This is a genomic window from Salinarchaeum sp. IM2453, from assembly GCF_019693215.1.
Classification (GTDB): domain Archaea; phylum Halobacteriota; class Halobacteria; order Halobacteriales; family Salinarchaeaceae; genus IM2453.
This window is the reverse complement of the sequence record NZ_CP081183.1, coordinates 989,309-1,003,597: the sequence shown is the minus strand read 5'-3', so window position 1 is coordinate 1,003,597 and position 14,289 is coordinate 989,309. Positions and strand designations below refer to the sequence as shown.

Sequence of the window (14,289 nt, the reverse complement as noted above, 5' to 3'; positions counted from 1 at the left end):
GATTCCAAATATTCTCCTATGACAATTGTTGCATTTGACTTCGATGGTACGATTTCAGATTCTGAGATGACCGTCTTGCTCGGCGAAAAGCAAGGCGTTGCTGATGAAATGGCAAAAAGCACCCAGCGAGCAATGAACAACGAAATCGAGTATGCTGAAAGCCTTCGAGAACGAGTGAGCCTTCTCTCTAATCTTGATGAACAGGATGCCAATGATGCGTTCTCGCAAGTTACACTTCGTCCCGGAGCAGGCGACCTTATTCAGGAATTAAATGAGAACGGCATCCACACAGCGATTTTAACCGGAGGATTCCGGCGCGGTGTCATGTCTGCACTTGAACAGGCGAATGTAAGTGTAGACACGATTGTTTCAAATTCAGTTACCATAGAGGACGGAAAGATGACAGGTGAGGTCGAAGGACCACTCATTGAGGGTACAAAAGACGATGTCCTTGAGAAACTTGCTAATGAACAGGATGTCTCTCTTGCTGAGACCATTGCAGTTGGTGATGGTGCCAATGACCTTCCTATGCTAAAGATAGCAGGTCTCGCTGTTGGCTTCTCTCCTCGTCCTGCTGTTGCTCCACATTGTGATGTCGTAGTGGAGGATATGACCGAGCTCCGGGAGCTCTTTGTGGAAGAGAACCTCTTGTAGTATTCTTAGACGAACTTACAGCGGTTTTCGAGACGAAAGTGCCCGGCTAAAGCTGTAGGAACGCTCAAACTATCCTTCATCAGTCTTCGGTAATCCAAGATGATTTTTCAAACTATTCTAGTGAAATTAAATTGGGCAATCTGCGGTTGTACAGGCGGTACAAGGCGACTGTCCCGGGGCTTGACCCCGGGGTGAGTTCACGAAAAGCGAGAATCATATCGTAGGATCGGTATGGAAGATTAAAATTCCGGACATCTGCATAAGTTGCTCCGTGTATGCCGTGATAATCTCTCGCAACTTCAAGCATGCCGGGGTTAATGTCGATTCCCCTGACTTGAACATTATGATCAGTAAGGATATCTTTTAGCAATTGTCCAGTGCCACAGCCAACGTCTAGAATCTCCCACTGGGTGAGGATGTGCTTGATGGACTCCAGTTCGGTGGCAAGCGCAACTACGGCTACGGCACGACCTCGTTGAAGGACACGCAGGTCGTGGACCTCAACGAACTGGACTACTCGCGTCTCGAAGACGGCGAGGCGTTCATCCCCGAGCTCGTGACGCCGTTCGTACTCCGGTCGGAGTATCCAGCAACGAATAACGTAGACGTGCCGTGGTGGTGGAGTGTCAATGACGAAGCGCAACTGCGCCGCCGTCTGGAGAAAGTCGTCGAAGGTGGTGATGTCTACAAGTTGGAGGCGATAGACCACGGTGTTGTGGTTGGCTACGAAGGCGACCGTCCGACAGCGACTGCGAAGAACGGAATTACTCGGGTCGGATCACACTCGAAGTACGGCTTCGGAGAGTTTCGAGTTAAACCGGTTCCGAAAAGAAGGGTCGATCAAGAATGTGACAAAAATCGAAAGATAATCAGTTAAGTGATAGTATGCGACAAACGTGTCCCGAATAGAGCCACTCCTATCACCGGTATCCAAGGAGTTGGTCTCACGGGACGAATTTAATAAAGAAAATCGGATTACCGAGAACTGTTATCAAGTCCAGAGCGAATTATGATACCCGTTTCAGTAATTTACTTTTCGCTGTTAATTCTCCTGCTAAAACTAATCTCATTGCAATCACTGCAAGCGAACAGGTTGCGTCTGTCAGAGCACACGTTACTTCCCGTTCAGAACAGGCTACTATGGACCGGCGGAATTGATTGTTTTTCTTTCCGCTCGATCTCCTTTGTGTCTATCACTGACCGTCCATCTGTTCCGTCAGCGAGGAAGTCTTCCACTGGTGGTCCAACGTTCTCAGGCTCAACCAGAAACGCATCATGACCGTGTTCAGACTCTATGACATGATGTGCGACCTCCGCATCTGTTTCTCTGATTCCATCGGCCACATCAGCGGCCTGTTCCACGGTAAAGTGCCAGTCTCCAGTAAAACTCATTATTAGTACTTCTCCCGAAAAGGCAGCTAAGGCTTCTCTATTTGACTCATATCCTGATGCTAAATCGTAGTTATCCATTGCCCTGGTCAGGTATAAATAACTATTCGCGTCAAAGCGCTGTACAAACTTTTGGGCATTATAATCAAGATACGATTCTACATCTCTATATGGGAAGTAGTCTGCTCCGCGGTCAGTTTCAAATAACTCTCGTTCAGCTTCACGCCCAGCAGCGCGGCGCCCAAATCGTTGTTCCATCGAGGCTTTGGAGAGATACATGATATGTCCCAACTGTCTAGCAAGTGCTAACCCTTTCTTTGGCGGTTGGCCGTCATAATAGTCCCCACCTTTCCAGTTTGGATCACTTGTAATTGACCGCCGGGCTACGGCGTCCATCGCAATACATTGTGGGTCAAGTCGAGCGGCTGTCGCAATCGGTACTGCTCTATGAACGTCATCAGGATATTGTTTTAGCCAGTCCAACACGTTCATTCCTCCTACTGATCCTCCAACAACAGCATGCAGCCGTCCAACACCCAGTTCGTCGAGCACCTTTCGCTGTGCTCTAGTCCAATCTGTGACTGTCACTGGCGGGAAGTCAGTTCCATACGGCTCCCCAGTCTCCGGATTTGTGCTTGCAGGACCAGTCGTTCCGTAACACGATCCGGGCAAATTTGGACACACAACAAAATATTTGTTTGTATCAATTGCTTTACCAGCACCAACGACATCCGACCACCAAGCACGCGCTTGTCCCCCAGTTTCAGGTAACCTGACTTTCTTCTCTGGATCACGTCGGTTTGTTACATGCGAACTGCCAGTTAATGCATGACAGATCAAAATGGCATTATCCCCGTCAAATTCTCCATATGTTTCATACGCAACACGGAGATTAGGGATCGTCTCTCCACATTCAAACTCAAATGATCCCAGATCGACAGCATCGATCGTTGTATTTGACATCTATGTATACCTCCTATCCGTGGCAGCATCAATCCCCGCATCTATATCTGCAAGAATATCTGCTGGATCCTCAATACCCACAGAGAGTCGGATTAAATCCGGCTGCACACCGGCCTCTCGTTGCTCCTCCCTAGATAACTGTGCGTGTGTTGTCGATGCTGGGTGAATAACTACCGTCTTGGCATCGCCAATGTTTGCAAGAAAGCTCGCTAGCTCTGTTCTTTCACAGAACTTTCGACCTGCTTTATATCCATCCCCAGACAATCCGAATGTTACTACGCTCCCGTACTCATCAAGATACTCCTCTGCATTCTGGTGCGTAGGGTGGGATGTTAGCCCTGGATAACTAACCCACTCAACTTCGGGGTGATCTTGCAGATACTCCGCAACGATGAGCGCATTTTCACAATGCTTTTCCATTCTTACTGGCAGCGTTTCGATGCCCTGTAGAGTCTGCCATGCATCGAATGGTGATTGCTGGTTCCCTAACCCCCGTAATGATCGATATCGAACGGCTGCTGCTAATGGAGCATCAGCAAAATCCTCTGAAAAATCGATATCTGTGTATGCTGGACTTTCCCCAGCCAGTTCTTCGTATTTACTTGCATTCCATTCGAAGTCTCCTCCGTCAATAACGATCCCCCCTACTGTTGTTCCAGATCCATGAATCCACTTGGTCGTTGAACTCCACACAATATCTGCTCCGTGATCGAGTGGACAACAGATTGCGGGAGTCGCAAATGTGTTATCAACAACTAGTGGGGCCTGTACGTTATGTGCAACCTCTGCTAACGCTTCAAAGTCAGGCGTTTTCAACGACGGATTACCGATTGTCTCGACATGCACATATGCCGTATCTGCATCAACTGTCTTCTCAAATTTGTCATAGTCCAATGTATCAACAAACCGAACTTCAATACCTCGGCGTGCTGCAATTGTTTTAAAATACGTTGCTGTTCCCCCATATACATCAGTCGCACAGACAATGTTATTTCCCTCTTTTGCGGTCACTAACGTCAATGCATCCAGAGCCGCAAGTCCACTGGCGGTTGCTACTGCCCCAGCCCCATTTCCTAATGTTGCAAGCCGGTCTTCTAACATTTTGACTGTCGGATTGCTGATTCGTGAATAAAGGTGCCCGTCGCCGCGAAGTGCATATCGTTCGGCCGCAGTTTCCGCATCTGGAAAAACATACGAGGTCGTCTGGTGGATAGGAGGGGCGCGCGCTCCTGTACTTGCATCCGGCGATTGACCTGCGTGGATGCTTTCCGTCCGAAATTCCCTGTCGGTCATGTTTCTCATGCATATACTCGCAAACAATTATAACTGATAGTAACGGTAAGTATCGCCGCTCTCTTGTCCACAGGTACATAGGCGCTGACCCCCTATGTCACAGCAATGTCTTCCACATCCAAAGCGACCTTCGGCGGCGGTTGTTTCTGGTGTACCGAAGCAGCGTTTAAGCCACTTGACGGAGTCCAGTCTGTTGTCTCTGGCTATGCTGGCGGAAATACCTCTAATCCCACATACGAACAGGTTTGTGCCGGATCAACTGGTCACGCGGAAGTAATACAGGTTGCGTATGATCCTGAGATCATTACTTATGCCCAGTTACTTGAAGTATTTTTCACAGTTCATGATCCGACGCAATTGAACCGACAGGGCCCCGATGTCGGTTCTCAGTACCGTTCAATTATTCTCTATCATGACGACCATCAACAGCAACAAGCTCAGAAATTTATAGACGCGCTTGATGCAGAATACGATGATGACATTGTTACTGAGCTCCAAGCGCTTGATACATTCTATCGAGCTGAAGAGAAACACCAAGACTACTTTGAAAAAAATCCGGAAGATGCATACTGTCAGATGCACGCTCAGCCCAAAGTTGATAAAGTCCGTGATCAGTTTGAAACTCTAGATGATTAGCTGGGAATTGACTGATTTTATATTATATCGCTAGGTTCATGCCGTTCTTTCATCCGTTTTGCTTCCTTTGCATATCGCTCTTGCTCCTCGGCTGGTGTGGGCTCAAGTGTTGACTTATTAAATCTCTTTGCTGCTGTTACTTCGACCTCGTAAAGCATACTTCCCGAGAGTTGCCGTTGATGGTGTTTTCTTCCATCAACCGTTGCGTAAACGAGCGTCACCAGATCTTCATCCCAAAAATCCCGTTCAACAAGCCAACATTGCATGCTTTCTTCCATTACCTACACATAGTTATTGTAGCTACAGAAATGCTGTCCTCCGCTGGTGATTATATCGTAACCTACAATCGCTCATAACACTAGATACTACAAAAATGGATTTTGCTGCGTTGCGTGATCGTGCTGCAAACCTTCCAACTGAGCCTGGTGTATACCTATTTCACACTGGAAATCCTGATCCAACTTCTGCGCAGCAGTCCCTTTCGAATGTCGGAGCGTCTGATGGAAGAGTGCTTTATGTTGGCAAGGCAGTTGATCTTCGTGACCGTGTTCGATCATACACTGATCCCCGAAGTGAACGCATTGCCGGGATGGTTGATAACGCCACCGGAATTGAGGCTGTTGTCACTGATACTGAGACACAGGCCTTACTTTTGGAAGCAAACCTCATCAAACGATACTCCCCTCGATATAATGTCCGGCTAAAGGATGATAAATCATATCCGCTCATTCAATTGACTAACCATCCTGTTCCCCGTATTGAAATCACCCGTGACCCAGATGAGCAAGCAACTGTTTATGGTCCTTTTACGAATCGTAGCCGACTTGAAATTGTTCTGAAGGCAATCCGAGATATCTATGGACTTCGAGGTTGCTCTGATCATAAGTATGCAAACCGTGATCGACCGTGTCTTGACTATGAGTTGGGTATCTGCACGGCGCCATGTACTAATGAAATCTCCACTGAGGATTACCAGCGTGACGTAAAACAGATCAAACGGTTCTTCAATGGAGAAACCGGTGTTCTCTCCGAGGCCCTGCGAACAGAAATGGAAAATGCAGCCAAGGATCAAGCATTTGAGCGGGCTGCAACCCTTCGTGACCGTCTTCAAGTTGTTCAAGAATTCCATTCTGATGGTGATCCAGCAATCAAAGGAGGTGATGAAGAGGAAACAACAGATATTCTTGGTGTCTCGACTGGTAATGATCAGGCTATAGTCTCTCGACTCCACAGCGAGAATGGACAGCTTATCGATCGCGACCGACACACGTTGGTTGCTCCACAGAATGGTCCCCGGCAGGTGGCTACTGTTATATCATCGTTTATCCAGCAGTATTACGCTGATCGTAACTTACCAGATTCACTGCTGCTTCCAGACCAACCGGACGATGATGATGTGCGGAACTGGCTATCGACCAATGGTGTTGGTGTCCGTGTTCCTGGTTCTGGACGTGGTGCTCGCCTTGTTGACTTGGCAATGAAAAATGCACGTAAAGGCGAGCTGACCACTGACCCGACCCAATCTCTTGCGGCTGACCTTGGACTTTCTTCTATGTCTCGAATTGAGGGATTTGATGTTAGCCATACAGATGGTTCTGGTGTTGTTGGTAGCAATGTGACATTTACTAATGGATCTCGTGATGCATCCGGCTATCGAAGAAAGCGTCTTCATGATGAAAATGATGACTATCGTAATATGTATACTCTTCTTCACTGGCGCGCAACCCGCGCTGTTGAGGAGAGAGACGACCGTCCGGATCCGGATATCCTGCTTGTTGATGGTGGGAAAGGCCAGCGAGAAGCAGCAGTCGATGCTATCACTGATGCAGGATGGAATATCCCAACATATGCCATTGCAAAGTCAGAACAGCGCGATCGAATCCTCGGCCCAAACGGTCAAGTTAACATCTCCGACGATGCACACACATTGCTCACCCAGATTCGCGATGAGGCTCACCGTTTTGCTGTACAGTACCACGAAACAGTTCGTGATAATGTCTCTACAGCTCTTGATCAGATCAACGGAGTTGGTCCGACCACCAGAGATCGACTGCTCCGTCGTTTCGGAAGCATCGATCGGATTCGTACAGCCTCAGTGACGGAGCTTCAAGATGTCGATGGCGTAGGTCCATCATTAGCACAGCAGATTCACCGTTCGCTGTAACTAAAGTTGATTATGTCTCCTCTGCACGGTCTTCTTGACCTGCTTGTAGAATTGTTTCTTCAATTACTGTCTCTTTGATTCGGGCCCCTTTCCCAGCTAGATATCGTGTCCGTTTCCGTACAAATTCTTCTTCCTCACTTCCCTGCGTGGCAAGTATACACACCTGTGCTTTTCCTGCAGGCCTCATGGTTCGTCCAGCACGCTGAGCGCCCTGTCTTCTGGATCCTCCTAATCCGGACGCAATGATAGCAACCTCAGCTTCTGGTAAATCAATCCCTTCATCTCCAACACGAGACACGATGAGTTTTGTCAAATCTCCTGATCGGAATCGCGATAGTAACTGCTCTCGGCGGGCGTGTGGTGTTTCACCACTTAGGAATGGAATCTCTGTTGCACTGGAAATATCTTCACCTTGCTGTAGATAGTCTACAAAAATAAGCATCTTAGCTCCCGCATTTTGTTTCAATAAGCGCTTTACCTGCTTGATTTTTGCTGGATTTGTTGCTGCAACTTGTCGACGCTTATGTCCACTTGCGCTTACGTACTCATTCTGTACTTCTTCTGTGTCCCACGGAAGATACTGTAATTCGATTTCCGGCTCTGCGACATAGCCCGCTTCAAATAGTGTTTCCCAATCTGTTCCGATTGGTGGACCGATTAATGTGTATATTTCACTTTCATCACCTGTTTCTCTGACTGGTGATGCAGTCAAACCCAACCGATATTTAGACTGCACTTGTGTTGCTCGTCGGTAGATTGGACTTGGAATATGATGAGCTTCGTCAAATATGATTAGTCCCCATTCTCTTGATTCGAATAGTTGCCGGTGTTTGTCCATCCCGGCTATTTGATATGTAGCTATTGTTACTGGCCGTTGACGCTTTGTTCCTCCGTGATACTGACCAACTTGCTCCTCGGAGAGTGTTGTTTTCATCAACAACTCACTCTCCCATTGACTTGCCAACTCTCGACTTGGAACCAAAACAAGCGTTTCACCTTTAATCTCCCCCATAATACCCATTGCTGCTACCGTTTTTCCTGATCCGGGAGGCCCAACCAACACCCCAGATTTTGCTTCTATAAATCTCTCTACCCACTCCTCTTGATAGTCGCGCAGTGGCAATTCTAGCTCAACGTTGAGTTCTTCCCCTGACTCTAATTCACGAATATCCTGTACTGGATATCCTGCTTCGTACAGGACTCGCTTTACTTCAGCGACTGCTTCCTCTGCCACCCATGCCTCTGTGTCAGAGATTGGCGCTCGTAATTGTCCATCATCCAACTTCTGCTGTGCGACATTTCCCATTAACGACTCCGATTCTGCTTCGAGTACGGTATATCCATCCTTGTGGGTGAGTAGTTTGAACTTCCCTGCCCGTGCCCACTGATCTTTTATCCATCTATCAAGATTCGGTGCTGGACTTGGCAATACGCCATGAACTGTTTCGAGTAACCGGTCAACTGTCTCGTATGGTGCCCCCCAGATGTCTTCTGGACGAATCTCGTAAAGATATCTCCCATCTTCAACAGTTATGAGCCGTGCAAACTGAGAACATTGTGCTCGTGTGAACTGTTTTGGATAGTCTATCGCAATCTCTCTTCGATCGGGAAATGGAACTACTCGTTCCGTCTGCGCTAGCTTTGCCAACTCAGACGGATAATATACAATTGGATCTGACTGTACATCTAATCGATTGAGATCACCTGCTTCGACCAACTCAGCAAGTTGGGCTTCGATATCTGCCTGTGTGCGCTCAAATTCTCGTGTCAGTCGCTCAGCCGTTACTACTGGCTGCTCAATCGTCTGTAACACTTGGTGAATCTCCTCAAGCGTAAACCCTTCTTCAGCCACATCCACATTTAGCCGCTGAACGGCAAAGAGTGCTGTCAACTACAAACTGTCATACCTACCTTGCTGCAATGACCACTTATACGATCAACTGCCCCGCACACAGTGGGGTGGGGACCTCGCCTTGCTACCTCTTTGAAAAGCAATCCACCGCCTGCTATCAGCTAAAACTCTGAGTTGATCTCGGGTAATACTCCGTCATCCCCGCTAATATCATGTTGATCACGAAGCTCCTGAATCCGATCTCGAATATCTGCCGCTAACTCAAATTCAAGATTTTCTGCGGCCTCTTGCATTCGACTGTTTAGTTCTTCAATTTGCTGTACCGCCTCTTGTGTTGTTTCCGGATCTTCTGTTGAGACACCTTCTGTATCTGCTTCTGCACCTGGCAGATTCGGTTCGCTAATCTCCTTTTGAATCGTTGTCGGCTCAACATCATGCGTCTCATTAAACTTTTTCTGAATCTGACGACGACGTTTTGTTTCTTCGATTGCACGCCCCATAGCATCAGATGGATCGTCTGCATATAGAACTACTTCACCGTTGACATTTCGTGCCGCTCGGCCCATCGTCTGGATAAGTGTCGTCTCGGATCGCAAGAATCCCTCTTGATCTGCATCAAGAATTGCTACCAAAGAGACTTCTGGGATATCAAGTCCTTCACGAAGTAAGTTAATTCCGATTAGTGCGTCAATTTCACCCAGACGAAGTGATCTGATTAGCTCATGTCGTTCTAACGTGTCAGTCTCATCATGCATATATGCTACATCAATCCCGGCACCTTCGAGATATTCTGTAAGATCCTCTGCCATTCGTTTTGTCAATGTTGTCACCAACGTTCGTTCATCTCGCTCAATCCGGCTATTGATTTGCTCAATTAGGTCTTCAACTTGCCCTTCAGCTGGCCGAACTGATACTTCTGGATCCACAAGATATGTCGGTCTCACAATTTGCTCGACCACCTGTCCACTTTCTTCTCGCTCATATTCCCCCGGTGTTGCACTCACGTACAGTGTTTTTTCAGTCCGTTCTTCAAACTCTTCAAATGTCAGCGGACGGTTATCAAACGCTGTCGTTAACCGAAATCCGTTTTCGACCAGCGACTCCTTTCGAGATTTATCTCCTTCAAATTGCCCCCGAATCTGCGGAATTGTCCGATGCGATTCATCAATCACAGTGAGAAAGTCATCTGGAAAGTAATCTAGCAACGTATACGGCGCATCCCCTGGATTTCGATCAGATAGATATACTGAATAATTTTCAATCCCGGAGCAATATCCAGCTTCTTTGAGCATCTCTATGTCAAACGTCGTTCGCTCTTCAATCCGTTGTGCAGCAACGTGATCGCCTTGTCGCTCGAAATACCGAATACGCTGGTCAAGATCTTTTTCGATCTCTTCTATTGCGCGATTCAGTTGCTCTTCTGGAATCGAATAGTGCTCTGCTGGGTGAATTAAGACTGCTGGTTCTTCGCTTATAATCTCTCCATCAATTGGGTCGATCTTTCGCATCCGATCAATTTCGTCTCCCCACAGTTCCACCCGGACGGCATACCGTCCATACATTGGATAGATTTCAATTGTGTCTCCACGGACTCTGAATGTTCCTTGAGTGAAATCAACATCATTACGCTCGTAGTTCAAGTCAACAAGTTTTGAGAGTAATCCCTCACGCCCAACTGTCTCGCCACGCTCTAATCGAAGCGCCATCTCCGTGTAGTTGCTTGGATCACCAAGCCCATATATTGCAGAAACAGAGGCTACAACAATCACATCATCGCGGGTCAACAGTGATCGCGTTGCTGAATGTCGCAGCTTATCTATTTCTTCATTTATTGACGCGTCCTTGTCAATATAGGTATCAGAGCTCTCAACATAGGCTTCTGGCTGATAATAATCATAGTATGAGACAAAATACTCAACTGCATTGTCTGGGAAAAGCTCGCGAAATTCTTCGTACAGTTGTGCTGCCAATGTCTTATTGTGTGCAATAACCAATGTTGGCATTTCTAACTCATCAATAGCCCACGATACCGTGTTCGTCTTCCCTGATCCAGTTACACCTAACAGTGTCTGTTTATCCATTCCCTGACTAAACCCTTCGACCAATTTGCTGATTGCTTCCGGCTGATCGCCGGCTGGTTCGAACGGTGCATCAACTTGAAATTGCCGCTCCTCTTCAGGATTGTCTGGTGAGAGCGGACTACTAGATGCCATTACAATACATTACGGCCTCAGCGGCTTGAAACACTCGCAATTCCACATACCTAATCACAGATCCTCAGTCAATACTACGGCCAATCTCCCGAGTCTCCAAGACGAACTCACTCCGATTTCGTGGTGAAGAGAGATCAAATTATATATTCAGCTCTTCGCATAATTTCTTGTATTCCGAGCGAAATCGTCAATCATGGAGGACGCAGTTGTAACCATATTTTGTCGTTCTGATAGTGATATTTTACTTTCCCGTTGTCCAGATCACTCTCTGCTTAATTCAAATGTATGGGATGGCTATTCCGTATCGATTGACTCAAAACCATCAGATGAATCGGTAGCAGAAAAAGTGTCATCTGAGATTGGAAATCCGATCGAATCAGTTACCGTTGTACGCTTGACTGAATCACCAATTACAACCATTGAAAAAGAAAACGCCAAACAGAGGTATATGCTTCCTTAGTCGATGTGCAATCACAGGTTACTGAGATAGACAACAGGGAAATAGAATGGGCATCCCCGCAGGAAATTCTTACACGAGCAACTGTCCCTTGGCTCTGGGATGCATATGACCGTATTCGACCATCGGTTCGCTCAATCGCTGCAGATAGCGAACACGGGGCAGCATATCTTTCAATCAGGGCACTGGAGGTAATCCGGGATCAGGCCGCTATTTTGGCTCAGGAGCCAGGGGACACGGGAGATGAACTACAAGCACTTGGAGATCGATTATGTGAGTCTCGTCCTAGTATGGCTGTATTGCACAACCGTGTAAAACGAGTACTATCCGAAGGAATGACTACAAAAGAAATCCTGCAACGAGTAAACAAAGAAATTCAGCAAGCAGTTTCTGCACAGAAAAAAGCAGCGACCACGGCCGTGGAAGCAATCTCTCCGAACACAATTCTAACACACTCCAGATCTGATACAGTAAATACAACAATTCAAATGAATAAACCACAACAGCTATACGTGGCTGAATCTCGCCCGGAGCGTGAGGGGATCAAAGTTGCTGAAGACATCAAGTCTGTTAATACAGTAACGGTCCACACGGACGCTGCATTGGCACACGTACTTTCCAAGTACACAGTCGATGCAGTGCTAGTTGGAGCTGACACAATTCTCCGAGACGGTTCAGTAGTGAATAAGACTGGAACTCGGACGCTCGCAATAGCGGCTTTTGCTGAAGACACACCAGTGTATGTTGTTTCAGCGGCTGACAAAATCACTGGCAAAACGGCAGTAAGTCTTGAGCACGGAGAAACCTCGGCAATATATAACGGGAAAAGAGATATAAACGTGCTCAATCCGGTGTTCGATGTTACTCCAGCAAAATATATTACTCAATACTTAACCGACAAAGGCGTTTTTACGCCAGATGAAATCAATGAGGTAACTCCTGATAATTGTTGACTCTCTTTGTCCCGCTAAAGCACGTGTGTTCACCTGATAATCTTTGACCTCCTCCCCGCGCTGAAGCGCGAGGATTCCTCCGTGGGTAATCCAACCAGTTCGATTACCCCGGCTGTGAACTTGCGGGTTTGCTGAGGCTGGGTTGGTCAACTGAACGCGACTGTTCCCCAAAATCAGCAGGTATCCAGTCGTGTTCGTTCCACTGCCAGTACGCCCCATCCACGGGTGCGTCCCTGTCGCGTTCAGCAGACAGGGCAGCGGGCCGGGCCATCGGCCCCTCTTCGGATTGCAAGATGTTCCACGTCCCTGCCACGTCACTGTGAGCGTCTAGCTCGCAGTCATGACACCGGAACGAATCGCCATTGCGAGTCACATCACTACTTCCACACTCGGGACACTCGCTACTCGAATCCGCTTCGCTCACTTCCTGGACACTGATACCAACATCACCGAGTGTCAGTTGTATCCGCTCCAGCAGTTGTCGATGTGACCAGAAGGCGTGATTCTTCTCGTTCACGTCAGCACTCCAATGTGTGTCCAACACATCGGTCAAGTCACCAACGTATACCGTGTCAACGTTGCGTTCGAGCAGCCACTCAGCAACGTGTTTCACCGCTGCATCTCGACTATGATCTCGCTTTCGTGACCGCTCATCATACAGGCGTTGGATACGGTCGCTCGTGTATCCATCTTCTGGAAGTTTCGATTGAAGTGTGGCGATTCGCTCGGAATAGTTCTGGAATCGCTCAAACTCTGGGCGAGCGTGGTACACCGCAGTACCACCGTCTTCTGTGACAACAGCCAACGTATTGTTCGCACCTACGTCGATAGCGGCTGCCTGCGTCGTGTTCTCGGGATCGAGTGTATGAGTGAAGGCATCCTCTCGCTGTTCACGGATCTTGTCTGGTTGAATGCGAACAGGATGCTGGACACGAAGTTGGTCAGCGTGTTCGTCGTAGATGAACTCAAGTCGACTGTCGTCACCGTCCCACTGTGGGTTGCCTTTGACTTCGAGCGTGATGCGCTCGTTACCGCCAAGACCGTATCGGTCTTTGAGTACGTCACCAACGCCAAATGAGAGTGTGCTTTTGTCTTCGTCCCAGTCGAACGTATAGAGGTCATTGCGGACGAGACCATGCAACTCGTAGCCTTTTTCACGATTGCCCCAGTATCCCGGCGGTGACGGTTTCTCAGTGACCGTCATGTTGGAGTCGTCGTGGTACTGATCGAGCAACCGAAAATGACTGCGCCATGCTTCGCTATTCTTGCGAGCGATTTGCTGGCAGGTTGCTTTCCCAATGATGGGGGCATACTCGTCGTAGAGACCGGTGTAGTCAGCGTCCCATACGTCACCATCGTCGCTGAAGTACGCTTGTCGGCGGCGGTAATTAATCTGGTTCCAGAGTGGGGGTTGGGTGGCCAGCCAGTCGAACAAACACTGCCGATACCTGGCGGTAGTTGCTTCAGCAGTATAGGTATTCGTTCGTTGTGGCCGGTCACTCACACCGAATTATTAAAAGTCAAATATCATAAACGTTGGGATTACAGAGGGTCACAGTCATGTAGAAAGTGGTATGTCATGTCGGCTTCATCCCCGCCCTAAAGGGCGAGGCTTTCGCCTCGAATCTTCCGTAAACGGGTCATGTCGATTTCCAAACGGCTAACATACATTGCTCTCCAACCATCTAACAATGGCCATGACGAACTGTTACCTC

Annotated in this window: 12 protein-coding genes and 1 pseudogene; 6 read left to right on the top strand and 7 right to left on the bottom strand. The window is 47.9% G+C overall.

Annotated elements, in window-relative coordinates:
* The first annotated feature begins 18 nt into the window (after positions 1-18).
* Positions 19-654 (top strand): phosphoserine phosphatase SerB, encoded by a 636-nt coding sequence (serB, locus tag K0C01_RS04735; protein WP_221170885.1) that lies wholly within the window; start codon positions 19-21, stop codon positions 652-654.
* A gap of 112 nt (positions 655-766) precedes the next feature.
* Here the strand turns inward: serB and K0C01_RS13060 are convergent, their stop codons facing one another.
* Positions 767-1,054 (bottom strand): class I SAM-dependent methyltransferase, encoded by a 288-nt coding sequence (locus K0C01_RS13060; protein WP_397541155.1) that lies wholly within the window; start codon positions 1,052-1,054, stop codon positions 767-769.
* Here K0C01_RS13060 and K0C01_RS12720 point away from each other — a divergent pair.
* Positions 1,055-1,531, top strand: a pseudogene (locus tag K0C01_RS12720) (hypothetical protein); the annotation flags it as partial.
* A gap of 248 nt (positions 1,532-1,779) precedes the next feature.
* On the opposite strand, the gene metX reads toward K0C01_RS12720, so the two are convergent.
* Complete coding sequence (gene metX / locus K0C01_RS04725) at positions 1,780-3,006, bottom strand: homoserine O-acetyltransferase MetX (protein ID WP_221170883.1); 1,227 nt, start codon at positions 3,004-3,006, stop codon at positions 1,780-1,782.
* On the bottom strand, positions 3,007-4,299 hold the full coding sequence (locus tag K0C01_RS04720) for an O-acetylhomoserine aminocarboxypropyltransferase/cysteine synthase family protein (RefSeq protein ID WP_255568397.1): 1,293 nt from the start codon (positions 4,297-4,299) through the stop codon (positions 3,007-3,009).
* A 105-nt stretch (positions 4,300-4,404) separates the two neighbouring features.
* Here K0C01_RS04720 and msrA point away from each other — a divergent pair, with 105 nt between their 5' ends.
* Positions 4,405-4,935 (top strand): peptide-methionine (S)-S-oxide reductase MsrA, encoded by a 531-nt coding sequence (msrA, locus tag K0C01_RS04715; RefSeq protein ID WP_221170881.1) that lies wholly within the window; start codon positions 4,405-4,407, stop codon positions 4,933-4,935.
* A gap of 17 nt (positions 4,936-4,952) precedes the next feature.
* Here the strand turns inward: msrA and K0C01_RS04710 are convergent, their stop codons facing one another.
* Positions 4,953-5,213, bottom strand: a complete 261-nt coding sequence (locus K0C01_RS04710; protein ID WP_221170880.1) for a DUF7967 family protein — start codon at positions 5,211-5,213, stop codon at positions 4,953-4,955.
* Positions 5,214-5,308: 95 nt separating this feature from the next.
* On the opposite strand from K0C01_RS04710, the gene K0C01_RS04705 reads away from it, so the two are divergent.
* Positions 5,309-7,099, top strand: coding sequence for an excinuclease ABC subunit C (locus tag K0C01_RS04705; protein WP_221170879.1), 1,791 nt, complete (start codon positions 5,309-5,311; stop codon positions 7,097-7,099).
* Positions 7,100-7,109: 10 nt separating this feature from the next.
* On the opposite strand, the gene K0C01_RS04700 is transcribed toward K0C01_RS04705, so the two are convergent.
* Positions 7,110-8,951 carry a DEAD/DEAH box helicase gene (locus K0C01_RS04700; RefSeq protein WP_255568396.1) on the bottom strand — a complete coding sequence of 614 codons (1,842 nt, stop codon included), beginning with the start codon at positions 8,949-8,951 and terminating at the stop codon, positions 7,110-7,112.
* 161 nt (positions 8,952-9,112) lie between these two features.
* A complete protein-coding gene (gene uvrB, locus K0C01_RS04695) occupies positions 9,113-11,164 on the bottom strand; it encodes an excinuclease ABC subunit UvrB (RefSeq protein WP_221170877.1) in 2,052 nt (683 codons plus the stop codon).
* Positions 11,165-11,357: 193 nt separating this feature from the next.
* On the opposite strand from uvrB, the gene K0C01_RS04690 reads away from it, so the two are divergent.
* A complete protein-coding gene (locus K0C01_RS04690) occupies positions 11,358-11,624 on the top strand; it encodes a hypothetical protein (RefSeq protein WP_221170876.1) in 267 nt (88 codons plus the stop codon).
* 5 nt (positions 11,625-11,629) lie between these two features.
* Positions 11,630-12,574, top strand: a complete 945-nt coding sequence (locus tag K0C01_RS04685; protein ID WP_221170875.1) for an eIF2B alpha/beta/delta subunit family protein — start codon at positions 11,630-11,632, stop codon at positions 12,572-12,574.
* Between the two features lie 103 nt (positions 12,575-12,677).
* Here the strand turns inward: K0C01_RS04685 and K0C01_RS04680 are convergent, their stop codons facing one another.
* The gene (locus tag K0C01_RS04680) at positions 12,678-14,078 is read right to left on the bottom strand and encodes an RNA-guided endonuclease TnpB family protein (RefSeq protein WP_221170874.1); all 1,401 of its coding nucleotides are present in this window, start codon (positions 14,076-14,078) and stop codon (positions 12,678-12,680) included.
* Between the last annotated feature and the right edge of the window lie 211 nt (positions 14,079-14,289).

Bases quoted from the DNA above. Each gene is read 5' to 3' on its own strand.
- serB (WP_221170885.1), top strand. From the start codon at position 19: ATGACAATTGTTGCATTTGACTTCGATGGTACGATTTCAGATTCTGAG.
- metX (WP_221170883.1), bottom strand. From the start codon at position 3,006: ATGTCAAATACAACGATCGATGCTGTCGATCTGGGATCATTTGAGTTT.
- K0C01_RS04720 (WP_255568397.1), bottom strand. From the start codon at position 4,299: ATGACCGACAGGGAATTTCGGACGGAAAGCATCCACGCAGGTCAATCG.
- msrA (WP_221170881.1), top strand. From the start codon at position 4,405: ATGTCTTCCACATCCAAAGCGACCTTCGGCGGCGGTTGTTTCTGGTGT.
- K0C01_RS04710 (WP_221170880.1), bottom strand. From the start codon at position 5,213: ATGGAAGAAAGCATGCAATGTTGGCTTGTTGAACGGGATTTTTGGGAT.
- K0C01_RS04705 (WP_221170879.1), top strand. From the start codon at position 5,309: ATGGATTTTGCTGCGTTGCGTGATCGTGCTGCAAACCTTCCAACTGAG.
- uvrB (WP_221170877.1), bottom strand. From the start codon at position 11,164: ATGGCATCTAGTAGTCCGCTCTCACCAGACAATCCTGAAGAGGAGCGG.
- K0C01_RS04690 (WP_221170876.1), top strand. From the start codon at position 11,358: ATGGAGGACGCAGTTGTAACCATATTTTGTCGTTCTGATAGTGATATT.